Below are 18,374 nucleotides of genomic sequence, written 5' to 3'. Positions count from 1 at the left end.
GATTTAAACCCATTCTGTTTTAACAACAGGTTTAGGGAAGCACATACAGCAATATCATCATCAATAATCAAAATCATAGGAACAAATTAAATTAGTTTATTCTTCATGTAATGCATCCGAAGGATTCAGCCTGGCTGCTTTTAAACTTGGATAGAAAGCGCAACTCAACATCAGCAAATACAAAAACAATGCAGCCCCCAAAATACTTAAAGTTCCATAATAGGCGTCTAAATATTGCATAATTAACATCTGAATCGCAATTAGCAAGCCCAGTAAAATACCTAAGGTAGTCAGCACTATGGATTCCAGGAGAAATTGCTGCAATATATCAGCCGGGCTTGCCCCCATGGTCACCCGCAGGCCAACTTCTGCTTTGCGTTTTGACAGGTTATAACTAAATACGCCAGAGATTCCCAGGAAAACATTGATCAGCAAAAATGCAAATACCAGCAAGGTAATACTCAACTGAATGTAATCTGTTTTCTGTGCATATTTTTTGACCAGCGTTAAAGAAATATTCTGCCTGATCAGAATTTCCGAAATGCCAACCGAGTTGATGGTTTTCCTGATCTGATCCTCCAGCAACTGGAAATTATCCGTGTTTTTTGATTTAAGCAAATAACTTGTTGCAGCAGTTTTCAATGGGATAAAAAATCCCGGGTTCAGATCAGCTCCGGTGTTCTCTCTGACCGCTTCCGATACCCCGACGATCAGGGCCGGCCTGTCGCCAATCAGGATCGTTTTTCCGATCGGGCTCCCCTGTTTGAAATCCCGTTCCGCTAAATCTTCAGTGAGGACCACCGGAATGGCATTTAACACATAGTCTTTTGCCGTAAACCATCGACCTTCGACTAGTTTAATGCCGAGTACCGTTGAATAATTCTCATCTACCTCAAATCCCAGAGCCTTGCTGGTTTGTTTGTTATAGGTGATCTTTTCTTCATTACCCCATTGTTGAAAAGGAATTACCTGAGTGGCACTTACCAACTCGATTTCTTTAACAGCCTGAAGCTTCTGCTGGATTAGCCTGCTGAACTCCAATTTCTTTTCCTCCGGCAGGTGTTGAAAATCGAGTACCACCAACCAGGAATCTTCGTACTGATAACCCAATGGTCTGAAATAGTTACCTAATTTTTTCAAATTCAAACCCAAACAAAGAAAAAGCGCGGTAAAGGTGACAAATAGTTGTAGTAACAGGAAGAAATTCGCTTTTTTCCTGTTCATTATCATTTTAAACAAATGCAAAATCATAAGCTGTTTCCTCCTTTCAATGCGTAAATAACATCCATTCGCGACATTTTCCAGGCGGGATAAATCCCCGAGACCAATCCAAGTAACAGACAGCTAAAAAGACAGAAACCAAACACCCGCCAGCTGATGATAAAACTATCGGTCGGCATTTTGAATAGCGGATCAAAGGTGTTGATAAACTGTACCAGCAACTGTGAGGCGTAAATGGATAAGCCTAGGCCGATCAATCCACCAATTAAGGTAATGATGATGTTTTCTGTTACCAGTTGCCCCACAAGGGTACCGGAAGTTGCACCGAACGACTTACGGATACCGATTTCCTCTGCCCGTTCTCCAATCCTGGTGACATTAATATTCACCAGACTGATTGCCGGGATCAGCATAAAAAGGATCAGCACAATACTAATTACAATCGCGGTTTTCCCATATTCAGGTTCATCATCGTTAAAGGAGCTGCTTTTCGCAAATTGTTCCAAAGCGGTGAATGCATGCACTTTTACCGAATCTGCACCCGAAACCAGATTCGCTTTTTTTAGAATCCCTCTTAGCTCGGCACGCACCTTTTTCAGGTCGTTCGTCTTTGCTAACAGCAGCGCATTATAAGTGCCTTCCAGCGCTTTTTCTGTTCGCTGGGTATTCACATCAGTGGTGTAAGGAACATAAACATCGGAATAAATTCTGCTGAAGGGCGTTGCGGGCTTTACTACACCAATCACTTGGTAAGCTATTCCTTGTATCGGAAAGGTCTTCCCCAGGGCAGCGCCGTCCTTAAAAAAGTATGCTTTTGTTTTTTCACTGATCACGGCAACCCGGGCACCTTTTCTGACCTCGATAATATTAAAGGGTTTTCCTTCCAAAAATTCAAAATCCGTGATCTTCCAGAAATTTTCATCGGTAAACTTAAGGATATGACCCGCAGTTTTTCCATTTAGGAACGAAATAAACTCTCTGGTCGTAAAGTAGGAAATGGTCTCAGTGCTTTGCAAAGCTCGTATATTTTTTTGAAGGAAGCTGATGCTAGGTGCCGCATCTGTCTTTTTATCCCCCTTATAAACAGATACTTTATCAAGGATCAGCGTTCTTTCCCGATGAATTTCCGGCGGATTCGCACTCACAATCTGATCCAGAAAGGATGCGAATACCGTGATGACCATAAGGGTCAGGCTAATGCCCACGAGGGTCAGCGCGGTATAATACTTCTTGCGAAGCATAACTTTAAAAGTGAGTTTTATATAATTTTTTAACATGATTTCTAGGTTATACAGATTAACTGACTTGCTGGCCGTCAAAAAAGTGAATGATCCGCTGTGTTTTTTTTGCCATCTGCTCATCGTGAGTGACCATAACGATTGTTGTACCATCAATTTTATTCAGATGAAGCATTAAGTTCATCACCTCTTCTCCCATAGCACTGTCGAGGTTCCCGGTTGGCTCATCTGCAAGCAGGATTTCGGGATCCCCAATAATAGCACGGGCAATGGCCACGCGCTGACGCTGTCCACCCGAAAGCTGATTGGGGTAGTGCTTGGTGCGGGCACTTAATCCTACTTTCTCCAAAGCGACTAAAGCTCTTTTGCGCCTTTCAGTACCTGAAATACCCTTGCGGTATAAAAGTGGTAGCTCCACATTGTCTATAACCGAAAGGTCATTGATCAGGTGATAACTCTGAAAAATAAAACCCAGCTTAAGATTTCGGAAGGTTGCCAGGCGTTTGCGGCTGAGAGAAGTGACAGGCTGATTGGCAATTGCAATGGATCCGGCAGTGGGCGTATCCAATAGTCCCATTATGTTGAGTAAAGTACTTTTGCCGCAGCCAGAAGGGCCCATAATGGCTACAAATTCCCCTTTGTTAATGTTAAGATTAATGTGGTTCAGGGCAGTGGTTTCGATAGTTTTGGTACGGTAAACTTTTTCTATGTTTGATAATTGTATCATTTCGATTTGAGTTAATAATTGTTATTATAGGATTTTACATTCCGTGACGAGAAATTGAAGCTCCGCTCCTGGTGGTCTAAAAGTTACCACTAATTTTCCATTTTCACCCTTCAAAATAAGTATCAATTGGTCTTGGGGTCATCTGGCATTTTATTGGCAAAGGAATTAAGTTTTTCATATGATTTTGTGGTTTTATGGTGTCATTTATTGATTAGAAGGCTTATATTTTTTTATTGGTGGTAAAATCATAAAGCGTCAGCTGCCGAAGGTTGAAGTAGGCACTCCAAAAGCTTCTTAAGGCAAAGATATAATCACGGCGTGCCTGATCCTTTTCCTGCAAAGCGATGTTCAGATCGGTAATGCTCAAGTCGTTCAGCAGGTATCTTTTCTGCGCGATTTCATAGCGCTGGGTTGCAGTGAGATCTGCTTCTGCGTTGGTTTGCATTTGTTCTTTGATCATCGCAAACTGTCTCAGAATGGTATAGATCTCTTGCTCAAAGTTTATTTGTGCCTGCTTAACGGTTGCGGCTATCAACTTGCGATTGGACTGTGCCGTTTTAATTCTCGAAGCCGAACGTCCCCAGTCCAGAATAGGGATCTGAAAACCCAATCTTATTTCCTGCTGGTCCTTAGCACGGCTATATATTCCCGGAAGCCGATCCGCTACATTGGTCAATCCAAATGTTCCAAAGAGGTTTACTTTCAGGCCGTTTTCTCCCCGTGCTTTGGCAACGTCCTTATCCGCTTCAAGCAAAGCCCGTTTAAACTCTATGGATTTCTGACGGTTATCTTTTGCCTGCTGGACAGCAATTGCAGGATCTACCTCAAAAGTCAGCAGATGTTCAGGAAGGATAAGCTTAATCTGGTTATCCGCAGAAAAACCAATAAAGGATTTTAACTGAAGGTCAGCCGTTTCTGCATCCACATTGGCCTGAGCCACAGCTTTCCTTGCGTTCAACACCCCCAGTTTTAATCGTAGCAGTTCGTCTTTGGACAACCGACCCAGGGCTGCTTTGCCTTCACCGATTTTGTAAATGGTCTCATTGTTCGACAGATTTTTAACGGCGATATCCTTGTTGATCTGGGCAATCAGCAAACCAAAAAACAGTTCTGAGGCATCTCGTCCCACCACTTCCATGTCTTCTTTGTACTTTTTCTGTGATTCTTCATAACGCAAAGGTTCGATCTTCTGATCCCACAATAGAGAATTGAAGGCAAACAACGGCTGATTCAGGCCGATGATCAATGGATTCCCATTGTAACGGGTTTGTTTGCGGTCGAAATCTGAGAACCTCAATACATTGGAGCCAAGGAATACTTGTCCGCCGGTTAAACTGATATTTTGTGTGAGGCCAAGGTTGATTTGAGAATTATCGTTAATCACGGGCTTAAATTCTACTGTTCCATCTGGCTGGATCACCGGGATATTGGTTTTACTAAATTGTGGCAAAGTCCCATCCAGCGTAAGTTGTGGATTATAATTTGATTTAAATGTTCTATACTGCCAATACTGATTTTCACGAATGGTCTCGGCCTGTACAGCTGCTGTAGAATGCATTTTGGCGATACCGATAACATCGTTCAACTTTAATTTTACGGTATCACTATCCCCCTGACCTTTCCCGAGAATGGGCGTGAGAATCGCTGAAAATAATAGGATGGTTTTGAACATGATTTTGTGTGTCATTTGTTTTAGCTATTTGATCTTAACTTTACTGAGATGAATAAAGTCCTGCATCTCTGAGGTGATGACTTTTTCCCCTGCTTTAAGACCTGAAAGAATTTCCACATAATCGCTATTGCTTTCGCCAACTTTCACCTGGCGGGACACCGCATTGTCGCCCTCAATCACAAATACCTTTTGTTGTTCGGATCCATTAAACGCAGCGCCATTCTTAACTCTTATGGTATGCTCCTTGTAAGAGGTGACGACAAAAACATCAACCTTCAGGTTAGAGCGGAGCAGCTTTGAACTTTTATTGCTTAAGTTAATTGAAAATTTCACGGTTCCATCCTCCACAGCTGGCTGTACATTGCTAATATTCCCGAGCAAGTCCGTTTTAGCGATCCTGACTACAGCCGTTCTACCTGATTTAACCTCATCAGCATACGTATCAGAGATGCTGGCTTCAACCTTAAAACTGCTCAGGTCTGCAATACGCACCAACTCTTCGCCTTCATTGATTTCTGCACCGATCTTACTATTGACCCAGGTGATTACCCCGTTTCTTGGCGAAGAAATGGACGCATTTTTCAGTTTATCACTGATTCCTTTGATGTCCTTCTCCCGAATGTTGATTTCATACCCCAGGCTTTTCAGATCGGCCTGCATTGTTGCCTTCTGATTATCCATTTGGTTTTTGATCTGCTTCAGTTCGAGTTGTGCCACATTTAAGGTTAGGCGGGCCTGTTTGACATTTTCATCCGTACTCCCGCCAATCGCCAAGAGTGATTGTTCGTGATCCAGTGCCGTTTCCAGACTACTGATTTTCATTTGTTTAATGGAATACTGAGTCTTTAACTCATCGAGGGTTTTCTGCAGGCCCAGAGACAATTGGTTTATTTTGTTACGATTGACATGCTGCTCCTCATTCAGTTTTTCAAAGGAGAGCAACGCTGACTCCTTGTTCAGGCGCAAAATGGATTGGCCGGCAAGTACCTTTTCGCCAGCATTAAACATTACCTGCTCAATCCTTGCATCTACCGGTGAGCTGATGGTGAATTCATATTCGGGAGTAATAATCCCTGACGCAGGCACGGTCGCCTCCATCCTGCCTACCTCTGCAACTGAGGTACTGAGCGCACTTCCTTTTACTGCAGGCTCAACGATACTGCTAAATTGAATAAACCCAAAAGCGATTGCCAGGGCAACAACACTACCGATAATGTATATCCTGGTTCTTCGCCTGGCTTGTTCTTTGGATGAAATTTCACGGTCCATATGTATACTAATTTGAACCCTATGTTCCAATAGAAATGCCAGAAGTAACAAGCTAAAAATAAGCAAGTTACAATTAAGCTATAAAATTCAACTGTCTCATTGTGGACAGTATGTCTTAAAATGAACAGGAAATGGGCGATTTATAGGAAATTCAAATGGACGCGTCGAGGTAGAGACATGTCAGACACTACGCTTGCTTTTTTTTTCATCCAATTGCTGAAGAAATTTCTGAAAGCGGCTGATTTGGCTATTCAAATTATGCAGAATTACTTCCTGTTGTTGATTTAATTCGGTTAAATCAACGATCTTACCTTTCAGTTGTTTGATCGTCTCCACATTCAAAGCGATATCCAGTTCTTCAGGATCCAGGTACTGAAAAAAATTTCTTTTAAGCACCCCGGAAATCTGCACCAGGAGATATACATCAATCTTTTCGCTTTTAAATACCTGACTAAGCTTAAGGCCAGGTACATCAAGTTTCTCGGTCAGTTGTAACTGAGTATACCCCTGTGTTTTCATTTCCTTCCAGATGAGATTACCGATTTTCGAATACATTTGATTGTGTAGCGATTATTTTTATTGTCTATAGATGCAGCCCTACCCATAGTAAAACTAACATTGAATTTAGGAGAAATTCTGAAGTTGGATTTGAAGCCTATTTTCCGTTGACCTGGAAAAATCAAGACAGAATAAGATTTAGGCTAAGGCTATCGGAAAACAATGGCTTATAACTATATTTAACATCAAAGCATAAAATATGTGGTGGATATATGCATTACTTTCTGCATTTTTTGCAGCGCTGACAGCTGTCCTGGCAAAAATTGGAATAAAAGGTATCGATTCAAATCTGGCTACAGCAATCAGAACCGTTGTCATACTGTTATTGGCCTGGGCAATTGTTTTCTTTAAAGGTGGACAGACCGGCATTTCCGGCCTGACCAAACAAAACTGGGTATTTCTGATCCTCTCAGGTCTGGCAACAGGACTGTCCTGGATATTTTATTTTAAGGCCCTTCAAATGGGCAAGGTCTCTCAAGTAGCCCCTGTAGATAAGGCCAGTGTTGCGATCGCCTTAATCTTATCGGTTATCTTTCTTGGGGAGCCATTGACATACAAAACTATAATTGCGGTACTCATGATCATTGGCGGCACAATCATCCTCATTTTTCAATAGCAAAAATTGATCTTTTTCTGGAAATGCCGGATTGATCCAGAGTGCTCTTAGGAACTAAAACTTATAACTGTAACCCAGCCTAAAAACCTGGGTTTCCAGATAGTCGGTGCTGATGAGGCTAAACCCATTGCCCCTCACTTCTCTCCTTGGGTTAAGCGTATTGAACAGATCGGTACCATTTAAAAATAATTCACCCCTGCCATTTTGAACCTGCTTTTTCACACCCATATCAACTGAAAATCTCGACCCTATTTTTCCCTGGGGAATGATATCAGGCGCCAAGTAAACGGCGGAAAATTGCAATTCTGTTTTTTTAGGTAATTTAAACATCCCATTCAGCTTTGAATTCCATGAGGTAATGCTCTCCCTTGGCATGGTATATTGTGTGGGAACAGGGTATCTGTTGTTTATTGTAAATGCATCTATCGTGTTTCGGTATAGGGATACACCCGTATTGAACGAGAACCAGGTGGCCACATCCTGCTGATAAGTAATCTCCCCACCAGTATTCCGGCTTTCACCTGCATTTTGAAAAATATTGTAGATTAAGGTATTACCAGGTACCACTGTGGCAATCCTGGTAATAGTTGCATCAATCATCTTATGATAAATTGCAGAGTATACACTCCCCTTATTCCATGTTAGTTTATGCCCCAGTTCTATACTTTTGGTAAACTGCGGACGCAAGGTGGGATTGCCTACCTTAATCACCTCTGGTTCATCGTACTTAGGGAAGATCCGGATATCTACTTCATTTGGACGGTCGACCCTTTCATTGTAAAATACCGAAATCTTATTTTTATCGCTCAGTTTATAAGATAATCTCAGATTGGGAAAGGGACGCGTATAGTCATATCCATCACTGCTATATGTATTATGATTTGGGTTCACGTCATACTCGACCTTTACATATTCAAATCTCAGGCCTGCTTCCAGCTCAAAACGATTGCTCTCAAATATATAATTACCATACACTGCAGGAATGGTTTCCTTATAATCGGCCCATCCACCCGCATTTACGTCTAAAGGAGAATTCAGACCAGGAAAGAACTGCATATCCGTGGGGATGGTCCTTCTTCTAAATTTGATTCCGGCTTCCAGCCGGCCATGTTTCAAAGGCCTGATATAATCCAGATTTAAATCTGCTACATGTTCGTCAGAAAGCAGCTTAAAGGAATCCTCACCTGTGAAGCTGGGCATGATATTCGTAAAGAAATACTTTTCATCTTCCCTGTGAAACGTATAGTTGAAACCAGCATTCAGTAAATGCCCTGGCTGAACAAATTTGTGCTGGTACAAAGCTGAGGCTGTCGCGGTATATTTTACCTCGTCTTCGAGGAACTGCCAAAGGCGGTTCCTTACTGAGAAATCACTATTAAAGTAGGGAATATCTCCCCTGTCCAGAATCTTCTCCCTGTTCAGATAAGCTGAAAGTGTGAAGGTATTTCTATCATCCGGGTTCCAGTCCATTCCGGTCTTAATCGTAGAAAATGTAGTGGTCCTGTTCCGCTTCACTTGCTGATTGATTACCGTTCCGTCATCGTAAACACGCTGAGCGAAATCATTTCGGTTCAATGTCTGGGTGTACAACCAGTCGCCCTGCAAAAAAGTATTCATTTTATTTTTACGATAATTGAGTGAGACTGATGGGTTCAGCTTTGGGGTTGCCTGGTATTGCGGACGTATGGTAGGCAGGTTTTCCTTCCTGATCCATAAGGCACCCAGCCCGGTGGTCAGACCTATTTTCCCATTAAACCCTTCCTGTCTGTTCTTTTTATAGATGATGTTAATGATTCCTGCATTCCCATTGGCATCATACCTGGCTGAAGGGTTATTGATAATTTCAATGCTTTCGATTGCAGATGCAGGGATATTGTCTAAACCCGTCTGACTGCCGAAACCTGTTACCGCATTTTGTTTCCCGTCAATCAATACGGCCACCTTATCATTTCCCCTGAGCTGCACTTTTCCATCCTGAATAGTAACCCCGGGAATATTTTGCATCGCCTGCAATACTGAACCTCCGGTTTGTGTTGCATTATTGGCCAGAGTAAAAGTCTTTTTATCCATTCTAGCGGAGACCCCATCGGATTGCCCGGCAACGATTTTTACCTCATTCAGGACCTTGGCATCTTCTTCCAGTTCAATTAAACCAAGATCCAGGAAATTGCTCAATGTGCCCGCTGTAAAGGGCTGTCTGATCGTCTTAAAACTCACCATCGATATTTCCAAGATGTAATTTCCGTTTTTTACGCCGGCCAGGCTGAACCGACCTTCATCGTTTGTAACCGTACCAACTACAAAGCTGCTGTCCTTAGCTGCTTTAAAAACCACATTCACATACGGAATGGCAATTTTATTGCCATCTCTGATCATTCCAGATACGGTAACGCCTGAACTGGTCTGCGCACTGACAAAGAAAGGAAGTATTAAAAGCAAAAGGGAAATAAATCTATACACGATTATCTTTTTACCCAAAGCTGCATCTCAAATCTGAAGAAATGTTGAACCACATCTTTTTTGTTTTACTTTAGGAATTCTTCTTTTTCCTGAGACTCGAGAATAGCAATATTTTGCGGATCGAGACCATATTTTGGCATGATAATATCGTTTTCGATGCGTATCCAATATTACTTCTCAACTTTTGTTTTCAGGCTAACTGTTATAAAAAAGTTGTATTTCAACGGATTAAGCATTTATATATTCCCCATATTAATTTAATATGAAATATATGTGAATCTTAGTTTGTAGAATCAATTTGAGTTTGTACTTTTGCGCCGGAGAGCTGGCAGAGTGGTCGAATGCGGCAGTCTTGAAAACTGTTGACTGTCATAGGTCCGGGGGTTCGAATCCCTCGCTCTCCGCAGTAAGTACAAAAGCGCGTGTTTTAGAACACGCGCTTTTATTTTTACACAACACTGATAATCAATGATTTATATAACAACAAAAAAGAACAACCTGTGATAGGTATTAACGATTTGAGCTAAAATAGACCCTTAAACCCCCAAAGAGCATTAGGGATTCGAACACCTTCAATTGACATCCTCAGCGGTCAAAAGCGCAAATTTCACTTAAAAATTAAGTACTTTTCTGGCCTTCTACTCTTGACATCTTTTAGTTATTACAAAGGATTTGTAAAAATGCAAATAATATGTGGCTGATATATCATCATTAATCACATCAGCAGGCAGTTTCTCCCCGATATTAGCCATTATTACTTCTACACCCAGCAATTAATTGTTGCCTAAGTGGGCATTTCGGCAGATCTGGCCATTAAATCCGCGTTTATCGTGACAGTGGATTTCGCTTCAAGATTTACCTAATGCACAATACAGGCTTCAGATAAGTTCCGTTTGCACAGCCATTTTAACCAAAGATGCAATGTTACGCGCCTGAAATTTAGAAAGTAGGTTTTTTCGGTGTGTATCAACTGTAGTTACACTCACAAAAAGTTTAAGCGCAATTTCGTTATTGGTTAGGCCGTCGGCGATAAATTCCAGCACTTCTTTTTCTCTCCGGGTAAGGATAATTGTTTTATTTTCCTGTTCACGGAGTAGCTGAAAGGCATCACTACTCATATAGGACCTTCCCATCCTCACTGTAAAAATAGCCGCTAACAATTCGTTTTTTGTGGCATTCTTAAGCACATAACCCGATGCTCCGTTTTCAATTATCTTTTTGATAAAGCTTTGCTGATTAAAGGTGCTTAAACCAAGAATATGAATAGCGGGGTACTTTTCTTTTATGATTTTACAGAGCTCTATTTCACTTTCTTTACCTAAATTAATATCCATTAATATCACATCGGCTTGGTGATGCTTTAAAAAGGCCAGGCAAGATTCAGTAGAAGTAGCATGTCCCAGCCACTCAATACGCTTTTCATCCTGCAGCAACGAACGAACCCCTTCAATAACCAGGTAATGATCATCAACAATTAAAACACTTACAACGTTCATATCTTAAATTCAATTAACACCGAAGTACCCTTTTCTGGCTCGCTTTTAACATCTATTTTTCCCTTTAAAAAATCAACCCTATTTTTAATATTGGCCCAGCCAATTCCGCGCGTTTCAGTTAATAAATCCGGGTTAAATCCTTTGCCATCATCTTCTACAGTTACTGTTATAATTCCGTCGCTTTTAGCCAGTTGCACAATGGCAGTATTAGCCGAAGCGTGTTTCATGGTGTTATTTAACAATTCTTGCACTATTCTAAAAATGGTTATTGCTGTTGTATTATTAAGGTTAGCCGTTTCCATTCCAATAGACTGATAATCGACCTGCAATGCTCCAGTAAGATTTATATCTGCACAAAAATCCTTTAAAGCCGTATCCAAACCAAATTTTACCAAGGCTTCCGGCATCATATTGTGAGCCACTCTGCGCATTTCTTTTATGGAACTGTCCAGCATATCCATACTTCTATTAAATGCCCTTGCGTTTTCCGGCGTCATTACTAAATTTCCTTGCATATGTCCAAATGAGTGTTTTAAACCTGAGAGCATACCGCCCAGGCCATCGTGTAAATCTTTAGCCAAACGCGTTCGCGATTTTTATGCAGGCGCGTACACTTTGCAAAATAATGCGTACTATTTTGCAAATCCGTATCTTTACATCATCAAGTACCAGCTAGACTATTCAAATGAAAAAAACACCTACTGTTGAGCGCCTTTTAAAAAACATGGGCAACATGCATGAACTTGGACGTCAGCGCGCCTTCGAATTGGGAAATCCCTTTTACGCTCAATTTGAAGAATATGGCAAATACTGGTGTAAAGAGCTTCCAACAGGCGAAAAATACCTGGTAGAGATCGAAATCATAAGCGATGCTAATGGCATACCTAAAGAGATTAAGGATACAGTTATTAAAAAGCTAAATTAAGGTATGCCAGAACTTATCTTTATCACGGGCTGCAATGCTGCAGGCAAATCTACTTTTATCCGAACAAGATTGAACGAACTGGAGGGGTTCGAAATTCTGATGACAGATGTTTACAAAAGCCGGACTAAAGAACTTGCCTTAAAAGCCATAGCCGATAAAAAAGACATCGTTCTGGAAACAGTATTTAATGACAGTTCCTTTATTAACATTGTTGAGGCAGCAAGGAAAGTTTTATATTTATCTGGCTTTTCTTATTTTGTAAACAAATCGACTTTTACTGATGTGGTACTATGTTTACATCCTATTTTAACATGACATCTATTGGATCATAAATTTCACAATCAAGCTCCCTGTCTTGCCCATACTTGACGGCTCATACATACGGCGACCATAGTTGACGGCGGCGCTGATGTACATATTTCCGGATGGGTCGAAAGTTATGCCGGTATAGCTCATAGTGAGAAATGAAAACGTACCTGTAAGATCGTAAAACTCTGAGGAATTTAATGCTTTGTTTACCATGAATACCGGGCCAAATGTACAGCAGCCGCCTGATGCGACCGTGCCGTTATTATAGGACGATCCGGGTAAAAATAAATTGCCGGCTACATCTACCGCAAGCATAGATGTAAATCGTAAAGTTACAGACCCTTTGCCCCCCGTCCAACTAGCCATTTGCTTTGGTATCGGCCCAATAGTGCTTACAATGCCGGCGGGTGTTATTTTACGAATGTAATAAGCGCTACTCTCGACACCCCTGATATCATAATCACCATCGCTTACATAAACATTACCAGAGGCATCAGTGGCAATATGATTCAGGTTGCCATAGCTTCCAAAAGCGGCTGAGGTACCCTGGCCATCCACTTTTCCGGCTGTTGCCTTACCCGCAAAGGTACTTACCTGCCCTGCCGGGGTAATTTTACGAACGCGATAAACATCCGTAACAAACAAATTTCCAGAAACGTCAATAGTCATACCTGCCGGAGCGGTAAACTGGGCTGCAGTACCAAGCGCATCAGCATACCCTGAAACGCCGCTGCCCGCAAAAACGCTTACTGCTCCAGCAGATGTAACTTTATATATTTTAAAATCATTAGTTCCCACCGTATAAACGTTGCCTGCTCCGTCTACAGCTATGCCACCCAACTTAGTGCTGCTGTTGCCCACTTTGGTCAGCATACTTTTAACTCCAGCCGGGGATATTTTAAAAACGGTGTCCGTATTGGTATTCACATAGACATTTCCGGTGACGTCGGCAGCCATGTTTACGATAGAGGCACCATCAAACGCATTATCGGCCGGAATTTTAGTGATAACAAAGGATCTAACCGTAAAATTTGCAGGAAATAGGATGACCGTATCCTTATTAGTTACCGTAATCTGACCGGTGGTAGCTTCTTCAGGTACTACAACGATCATTTGGGTAGCTGTTATTGACTTTATGGTGGCAGATTTACTATTAAATTTTACACTGGTCGTACGCAGAACGGTGTCAAAGCCAGCACCTGTAATCGTTACAATCGTTCCCTTCATCCCCTGTAAAGGACTAATATTAGTAATAACAGTCTTTATCGGAGTGGTATTTATGGGCGCGCTTTTTTTGCATTGCACTGTAAAAATGGCCGTAACAATTATACCGATTATAGCCAGGTAATTTCGTGATTTTTTCTTCATAGTTTTCAAAGTTTATTCTCATTGAGTCACGAGTACAAGTAAACTATCAGCCCAGCTTTTGATCCTCCTTCTTGCATTTATAACATCATTTAAAGCAGTATGTTCGCATCACAATAAGAGGGGGATAAAATTGCTTTATCGAGATTGATCTTATACGAAACTACGACTTTAGTAAATAGGCTACAATACCCATATTTGGGTATTGTAATCATAGCAGCGACTCAGATAGTGCTGCTTCCTGATCACAATAGGTTGTTCCATTGAAATACTTTTCTTTGTAGTACTACTCACACAAGTCGTTAAAGGCTTCGTTTATTACTTTCAATAGCTATGAATTCCGGCAAATAATTTGGAGTACATCCATCTTTTATAAAGGACGATGAATCCAGCGTTCGTAAGTCAATTCAAATTTAGTTTCGCCATTGGTGAAATAGCTGCAGCAAGATGACCCGTATCCTCACAACAGACGGCATGGAAATTTAACCTCGCTTTTCCCAGCAACCTTTTTCGTCAAGAATTTTTAAATACCTGTTATATTCCTCCTTAGCATGATAAAGTAGATATAGATGATTGGTTAGCGCTGTGAGAAAATTAAAGAAAATTGAAAACTCTTCTTTCGAATTATAAAGCCCACCCCACTCATTTAATATCCATTTTAATGTTTTTCCATTCCGAGTGGTGACCGAAAATTCCAGGTAAGGCATATCAGCTTCAGTTTTTTTGTAATAGTCGAGCTGTAGCCCCCCCAATAGTCCTATTTCCCTTACAGGAACCCGAATGGAGTGTATTTCTAAAAACAAAACAGAGCCGAAACAGGAGCTGGTAAAGCCTTCTTCACTTAGTGAAACGATGTCTGTCGACTTCCTTTCAGATACCACTTTAAACAGTCTGTAAATAGCTATTAACATTAACGGCAAGGAGATCAGTAATAGCCAGGTCGGGAAAAGTGGGTTCGGATGCGACGGTAAAACGATGGTTAGGACTGTTAGTGAAAGGGTCAGCAACGTGGAAAAAAACCAAAACAGAATAGTTGAACTTTTTTGGCTATTATTAAAATGGAAGCGATAGGTTTTCATAAATGACTATTTTGAAGTAAACTTGTCCGCTATAAGCTCGGATCAAATTCCACGATCCATTCAATACCATATTTGTCTCTAAACATTCCGGCGTATGTATTCCAAGGGCTGTCACCCATAGGCCCTTCAACCTCGCCCCCTACAGATAGGCCGCTAAATATCTGGTCTGCCTCTTCTCTACTTTCAGCACTGACCACTATTTTAGATCTGTTTTCGTTCTCGTTTACCTGTCCCATAAATTCGGGAACGTCATTGGCTATTAATACATTCTTTTTGCCAATAGGCAAAGCAATATGCATGATTTTGTTAGCCTCATGTTCTGCTATCGAAAATTCAGCACTTGCTAAATCTTTAAAACGAATGATCTTTGCGAACTCTCCGCCAAAAACTGATTTGTAAAAAGTGAATGCTTCTTCGGCATTGCCATTGAAGTTTATCCACGGATTAATTGCTCTCATAGTTATTCTATTTAAATGGTTAAATTTTATACTAGTATTCTCCGGTTTTAAGCATTCACGTTGCGAATGTGCCCCACCATTTTCTCCCTATATCTATTTCGGTAAGGAGACCAGCAGTTCTTCGAGGTTTTTCAAAGTCATAATGAAGCCTATTTTGAAGCCCTCTAATAATTTCTCCAGTCGTTCAAACGATTCATTAAAGATGGTAATATTCACTTTAGTGATGCCGTTTTTTTCGCTGAAACTGTAATCCCATTCAGAACCCGGCAATTCACGGTTTTCGTCTTTATCAGCAAACGTGTTGTACATCTTAAAATTGATTTTCGGGGTAATAGAAGTAAATTCCTGCACCGCCCAACGCTCCTGCCCATCGGGGCTGATCATGGCATAAAACCGGCGTCCACCTTCTTTAAAATCCATGTACTTGGTTTTGGCACGCATCGGCGCAGGCGCCCCCCATTGGTCCAGCAGCTCAGCCTTAGTAAAGGCATCCCATACTAAAGACTGTGCGGCATTAAATTCTCTGGTGATGTATACTGTTTTCGCCGTTTTATCAACGTTAAAATCAAATAGCAAATCGTTGTTCATTATTCCTTTGTTTTAATTATTGTTAATAATTGGTCCAATTGGTTAAATTGAGTTTCCCAGTTTTGTCTGAATTGGGCTAACCAATTATCAAATTCCTGCATTTTTTTCGCGTTAAAGTGATAGTAAATTTCCCGGCCAGTCTGCTCAGGTTTTATCAATTCACATTCGTATAACACTTTAATATGTTTTGATACCGCCTGCCGGGTCATATCAAATTTTTCTGCCATTACATTCGGCGTCAAAGCCTGAATGGCAAGTAAAGTCAAAATAGCCCTGCGTGTAGGGTCGGCTATAGCTTGGAATATGTCTTGTTTCATTTTGCAAATATTTAATCAGCAACCTTCAGGTTGCAAATATATGCGCAACTTTTGGGTTGCGCAAATTTATTTAAGTTTTTTTGGAAGAGGAATCGAAGTTTTAAAAGAGCATGTTGAGAAAGACCAAATGAGTTTTATAATAGTTTGCTTCCGTTCCTTCATATTCGTTTAAGCCATCTGCTGTTCAAAACTGAACAACGCATGTCCACTATCGGACAAAGATTCACAAGAAAGACCCAAATATTGTATTTACACCCCATATTATACGTTGTGGCATAAAAATGGAAACCACAATCACGAAATCAAACCATGCAACGATGTTTCTACTTAATTTCAAACTATCCCTGCGCGGCCTTTTGGAAAACCAATATTCCTCGCTCATCAACATCATCGGTCTCCATGTAGAGTTGGCGGGCCGTCTGCTACCAATCACCATCCAACCCAAAACTATTAAAGCAATTAAAATATGAACAAGTTTACCTGCTATCTCTTTGCCTTGACCCTCAACTGCCTATGTACTAAGGTAGTGGCGCAAAATAAGCCAGTATTTGACGGCCCTTCCTGGAAGCCACCCTATCAGCTTGAGCTGGACGGCTGGGGAATCGAACGTTTTCCCATCCCAATAGACTTCGCACCATCCATTACATACACTGGTGTGGAAGATATCCGGTTTACCAAAGGCTGGAGCAACCAGAAAAGCCCTGAATATTGGTCGTATGCGTTCCTATGGCTGCTGGACAATGCTCCTGTTCAAACTACAGTGATCCTCCAAAAAAACCTGAATGCCTATTATGACGGCCTTGTAGACAGGAACATCACCAAGCGAAACATTCCCAAAGCCCTAATCATCAAGACTGAGACCAAACTCCGGGCGATAAAAACAGAAAAAGGAGACATGCATACTTTCCAGGGAACTATCCGTATGCTCGATTATATGGCACAGAAACCAATACTACTTAATGCAAAAATCCATATCAAAAAATGCCCGGGAAGCATGCAAATAATTGTTTTTTACCAGCTATCTCCCAAACCGCTTACTAAACCGATATGGACGAAGCTAAATGCGCTATGGAGCCGTTTTAAATGCGGAGGATAAAAACGCGGTTGATCTCATACCTTTTACAAAAAATTAATAAAATATTGAAATCTCTGCTCCAATTCGGCCACCTTGCATCCCATAGGCAAAACACTACCCCTTGAAGAGGTCAATTCTATGGTAAATTCCTACGGGGCCTTTATACCGATCTCGATGCCGAATACACAACCTTATTTGATGGTGTAATAACTCTATTGTCGAGCCTTAAAGAGCAAGACAAAATTGTGATCGTGCTGAGCAACAAAGACTTAAGATTTCAGCAAGGTATTCGGTTCATAGTTCGCTAAAAGACACATAATTTATCGTTCGTTTGGATACACAGGACTTCATGAAACAGCACAAGACCAAATCTTTGGAATTGTATGTGAATAAAGCCAGCATGTATATAATTTGTCTCCTAGCTTACTTTCACCATTGGGTGCTGGAGGTAAATAATAACTAAGGACAGCAGGAAGAAAGGTACTTCAATCATCACCCCTTTAAGATCTCTGCCCAGTAAATGAAAACAGATAATTAACAGGATACCTGYTGCCATCAGGAAATTCCCCCAGACGAAAGTTTTAGGAATGAGCATCAGGACAACACTCAACAGCGTAAAGAAACCTAAAGCCATCACCCCCTGCTTGCCGATGCTCCATTTGCCAAACAGTTCCAGCATTTCGGTTTTACCCGAAAACATCGCCCAGCCTTGTTTGGTTCCCATGTAAGCAGCAAAAAGCATGAGTATGGTGTTTATAATTTTGATTATCATGATTTTAAGTTATGGATTTATCCAGGCAAATAAAAATGCAAGAGCAAAAATCCTATATCACTTAGGACTTTTGCTTGAAACCTCTATCTTGTAGTGTACCCTCCGTTCGCAAAAATGGTCTGCCCTGTAATCCACCAGCCATCTGTTACTAAAAATTCCACCAGCGGGGCAATGTCCTCAATCCGGGTAAGCCCCCCTAAAGCTGATGCCGATTTATGATAGGCAACAG

19 protein-coding genes and 1 tRNA gene are annotated in these 18,374 nt (G+C 41.2%); 5 read left to right on the top strand and 15 right to left on the bottom strand.

Going from position 1 to position 18,374, the window contains the following annotated elements; all coding sequences use genetic code 11:
- Positions 1 to 96: 96 nt before the first annotated feature.
- From AC1DDX_RS06700 to AC1DDX_RS06675, 6 genes are all read right to left on the bottom strand, one after another.
- On the bottom strand, positions 97 to 1,224 hold the full coding sequence (locus AC1DDX_RS06700; RefSeq protein WP_477621884.1) for an ABC transporter permease: 1,128 nt from the start codon (positions 1,222 to 1,224) through the stop codon (positions 97 to 99).
- 23 nt (positions 1,225 to 1,247) lie between these two features.
- Positions 1,248 to 2,498, bottom strand: coding sequence for an ABC transporter permease (locus AC1DDX_RS06695; RefSeq protein WP_288880138.1), 1,251 nt, complete (start codon positions 2,496 to 2,498; stop codon positions 1,248 to 1,250).
- A gap of 19 nt (positions 2,499 to 2,517) precedes the next feature.
- Complete coding sequence (locus AC1DDX_RS06690) at positions 2,518 to 3,186, bottom strand: ABC transporter ATP-binding protein (protein ID WP_172663451.1); 669 nt, start codon at positions 3,184 to 3,186, stop codon at positions 2,518 to 2,520.
- Between the two features lie 220 nt (positions 3,187 to 3,406).
- Positions 3,407 to 4,873, bottom strand: a complete 1,467-nt coding sequence (locus tag AC1DDX_RS06685; protein ID WP_337714982.1) for a TolC family protein — start codon at positions 4,871 to 4,873, stop codon at positions 3,407 to 3,409.
- Between the two features lie 9 nt (positions 4,874 to 4,882).
- A complete protein-coding gene (locus AC1DDX_RS06680; protein ID WP_172663452.1) occupies positions 4,883 to 6,127 on the bottom strand; it encodes an efflux RND transporter periplasmic adaptor subunit in 1,245 nt (414 codons plus the stop codon).
- A 180-nt stretch (positions 6,128 to 6,307) separates the two neighbouring features.
- Positions 6,308 to 6,682, bottom strand: a complete 375-nt coding sequence (locus AC1DDX_RS06675; protein ID WP_288880147.1) for a hypothetical protein — start codon at positions 6,680 to 6,682, stop codon at positions 6,308 to 6,310.
- A gap of 202 nt (positions 6,683 to 6,884) precedes the next feature.
- On the opposite strand from AC1DDX_RS06675, the gene AC1DDX_RS06670 reads away from it, so the two are divergent.
- A complete protein-coding gene (locus AC1DDX_RS06670; RefSeq protein WP_172663454.1) occupies positions 6,885 to 7,301 on the top strand; it encodes an EamA family transporter in 417 nt (138 codons plus the stop codon).
- A gap of 54 nt (positions 7,302 to 7,355) precedes the next feature.
- Here the strand turns inward: AC1DDX_RS06670 and AC1DDX_RS06665 are convergent, their stop codons facing one another.
- Complete coding sequence (locus AC1DDX_RS06665; RefSeq protein WP_337714984.1) at positions 7,356 to 9,761, bottom strand: TonB-dependent receptor; 2,406 nt, start codon at positions 9,759 to 9,761, stop codon at positions 7,356 to 7,358.
- A gap of 319 nt (positions 9,762 to 10,080) precedes the next feature.
- Here AC1DDX_RS06665 and AC1DDX_RS06660 point away from each other — a divergent pair.
- A tRNA-Ser gene (locus AC1DDX_RS06660) sits at positions 10,081 to 10,165 on the top strand.
- A 474-nt stretch (positions 10,166 to 10,639) separates the two neighbouring features.
- On the opposite strand, the gene AC1DDX_RS06655 is transcribed toward AC1DDX_RS06660, so the two are convergent.
- Together AC1DDX_RS06655 and AC1DDX_RS06650 are read right to left on the bottom strand one after the other, a co-directional pair.
- Positions 10,640 to 11,257: a response regulator transcription factor gene (locus AC1DDX_RS06655; RefSeq protein ID WP_337714986.1), complete on the bottom strand. Its 618-nt coding sequence runs from the start codon at positions 11,255 to 11,257 to the stop codon at positions 10,640 to 10,642.
- Positions 11,254 to 11,838 carry a sensor histidine kinase gene (locus AC1DDX_RS06650; protein WP_337714988.1) on the bottom strand — a complete coding sequence of 195 codons (585 nt, stop codon included), beginning with the start codon at positions 11,836 to 11,838 and terminating at the stop codon, positions 11,254 to 11,256. The genes AC1DDX_RS06655 and AC1DDX_RS06650 overlap by 4 nt, the downstream gene beginning before the upstream one ends.
- A 104-nt stretch (positions 11,839 to 11,942) precedes the next feature.
- Between AC1DDX_RS06650 and AC1DDX_RS06645 the strand changes: the two genes are divergently transcribed.
- Positions 11,943 to 12,182 carry a hypothetical protein gene (locus AC1DDX_RS06645; RefSeq protein WP_337714991.1) on the top strand — a complete coding sequence of 80 codons (240 nt, stop codon included), beginning with the start codon at positions 11,943 to 11,945 and terminating at the stop codon, positions 12,180 to 12,182.
- A 3-nt stretch (positions 12,183 to 12,185) separates the two neighbouring features.
- Positions 12,186 to 12,497, top strand: a complete 312-nt coding sequence (locus tag AC1DDX_RS06640; RefSeq protein WP_337714993.1) for a hypothetical protein — start codon at positions 12,186 to 12,188, stop codon at positions 12,495 to 12,497.
- A 3-nt stretch (positions 12,498 to 12,500) separates the two neighbouring features.
- Here AC1DDX_RS06640 and AC1DDX_RS06635 read toward each other — a convergent pair whose 3' ends face one another.
- The 5 genes from AC1DDX_RS06635 to AC1DDX_RS06615 all read right to left on the bottom strand — a co-directional run bounded on the left by AC1DDX_RS06635 (position 12,501) and on the right by AC1DDX_RS06615 (position 16,298).
- Positions 12,501 to 13,859 carry an IPT/TIG domain-containing protein gene (locus AC1DDX_RS06635; protein WP_337714995.1) on the bottom strand — a complete coding sequence of 453 codons (1,359 nt, stop codon included), beginning with the start codon at positions 13,857 to 13,859 and terminating at the stop codon, positions 12,501 to 12,503.
- A 479-nt stretch (positions 13,860 to 14,338) separates the two neighbouring features.
- On the bottom strand, positions 14,339 to 14,935 hold the full coding sequence (locus tag AC1DDX_RS06630) for a hypothetical protein (RefSeq protein ID WP_337714997.1): 597 nt from the start codon (positions 14,933 to 14,935) through the stop codon (positions 14,339 to 14,341).
- Between the two features lie 29 nt (positions 14,936 to 14,964).
- Positions 14,965 to 15,393 carry a VOC family protein gene (locus tag AC1DDX_RS06625; RefSeq protein ID WP_172663608.1) on the bottom strand — a complete coding sequence of 143 codons (429 nt, stop codon included), beginning with the start codon at positions 15,391 to 15,393 and terminating at the stop codon, positions 14,965 to 14,967.
- A gap of 93 nt (positions 15,394 to 15,486) precedes the next feature.
- Entirely contained in the window at positions 15,487 to 15,981 is a 495-nt protein-coding gene (locus tag AC1DDX_RS06620; protein ID WP_337714999.1) for an SRPBCC family protein, read from the bottom strand.
- Positions 15,981 to 16,298, bottom strand: coding sequence for an ArsR/SmtB family transcription factor (locus tag AC1DDX_RS06615; RefSeq protein WP_172663610.1), 318 nt, complete (start codon positions 16,296 to 16,298; stop codon positions 15,981 to 15,983). Before AC1DDX_RS06615 ends, AC1DDX_RS06620 begins: the two co-directional genes overlap by 1 nt.
- Before the next feature lie 466 nt (positions 16,299 to 16,764).
- Between AC1DDX_RS06615 and AC1DDX_RS06610 the strand changes: the two genes are divergently transcribed.
- A complete protein-coding gene (locus AC1DDX_RS06610; RefSeq protein ID WP_172663611.1) occupies positions 16,765 to 17,394 on the top strand; it encodes a hypothetical protein in 630 nt (209 codons plus the stop codon).
- Between the two features lie 397 nt (positions 17,395 to 17,791).
- Here AC1DDX_RS06610 and AC1DDX_RS06605 read toward each other — a convergent pair whose 3' ends face one another.
- Positions 17,792 to 18,145, bottom strand: a complete 354-nt coding sequence (locus AC1DDX_RS06605) for a hypothetical protein (RefSeq protein ID WP_477621883.1) — start codon at positions 18,143 to 18,145, stop codon at positions 17,792 to 17,794.
- Positions 18,146 to 18,374 lie beyond the last annotated feature (229 nt).

The organism is Pedobacter sp. 10L46_2 (assembly GCF_056395165.1).
This window is presented reverse-complemented; position numbering and strand designations above follow the sequence as displayed.

What these genes read in the sequence shown, in the direction of transcription:
- AC1DDX_RS06690 (WP_172663451.1), bottom strand. Translation starts at nt 3,186, where the DNA reads ATGATACAATTATCAAACATAGAAAAAGTTTACCGTACCAAAACTATC.
- AC1DDX_RS06645 (WP_337714991.1), top strand. Translation starts at nt 11,943, where the DNA reads ATGAAAAAAACACCTACTGTTGAGCGCCTTTTAAAAAACATGGGCAAC.
- AC1DDX_RS06675 (WP_288880147.1), bottom strand. Translation starts at nt 6,682, where the DNA reads ATGTATTCGAAAATCGGTAATCTCATCTGGAAGGAAATGAAAACACAG.
- AC1DDX_RS06640 (WP_337714993.1), top strand. Translation starts at nt 12,186, where the DNA reads ATGCCAGAACTTATCTTTATCACGGGCTGCAATGCTGCAGGCAAATCT.
- AC1DDX_RS06700 (WP_477621884.1), bottom strand. Translation starts at nt 1,224, where the DNA reads ATGAACAGGAAAAAAGCGAATTTCTTCCTGTTACTACAACTATTTGTC.
- AC1DDX_RS06635 (WP_337714995.1), bottom strand. Translation starts at nt 13,859, where the DNA reads ATGAAGAAAAAATCACGAAATTACCTGGCTATAATCGGTATAATTGTT.
- AC1DDX_RS06630 (WP_337714997.1), bottom strand. Translation starts at nt 14,935, where the DNA reads ATGAAAACCTATCGCTTCCATTTTAATAATAGCCAAAAAAGTTCAACT.
- AC1DDX_RS06610 (WP_172663611.1), top strand. Translation starts at nt 16,765, where the DNA reads ATGAACAAGTTTACCTGCTATCTCTTTGCCTTGACCCTCAACTGCCTA.
- AC1DDX_RS06680 (WP_172663452.1), bottom strand. Translation starts at nt 6,127, where the DNA reads ATGGACCGTGAAATTTCATCCAAAGAACAAGCCAGGCGAAGAACCAGG.
- AC1DDX_RS06620 (WP_337714999.1), bottom strand. Translation starts at nt 15,981, where the DNA reads ATGAACAACGATTTGCTATTTGATTTTAACGTTGATAAAACGGCGAAA.
- AC1DDX_RS06655 (WP_337714986.1), bottom strand. Translation starts at nt 11,257, where the DNA reads ATGAACGTTGTAAGTGTTTTAATTGTTGATGATCATTACCTGGTTATT.
- AC1DDX_RS06670 (WP_172663454.1), top strand. Translation starts at nt 6,885, where the DNA reads ATGTGGTGGATATATGCATTACTTTCTGCATTTTTTGCAGCGCTGACA.
- AC1DDX_RS06625 (WP_172663608.1), bottom strand. Translation starts at nt 15,393, where the DNA reads ATGAGAGCAATTAATCCGTGGATAAACTTCAATGGCAATGCCGAAGAA.
- AC1DDX_RS06695 (WP_288880138.1), bottom strand. Translation starts at nt 2,498, where the DNA reads ATGTTAAAAAATTATATAAAACTCACTTTTAAAGTTATGCTTCGCAAG.
- AC1DDX_RS06685 (WP_337714982.1), bottom strand. Translation starts at nt 4,873, where the DNA reads ATGACACACAAAATCATGTTCAAAACCATCCTATTATTTTCAGCGATT.
- AC1DDX_RS06615 (WP_172663610.1), bottom strand. Translation starts at nt 16,298, where the DNA reads ATGAAACAAGACATATTCCAAGCTATAGCCGACCCTACACGCAGGGCT.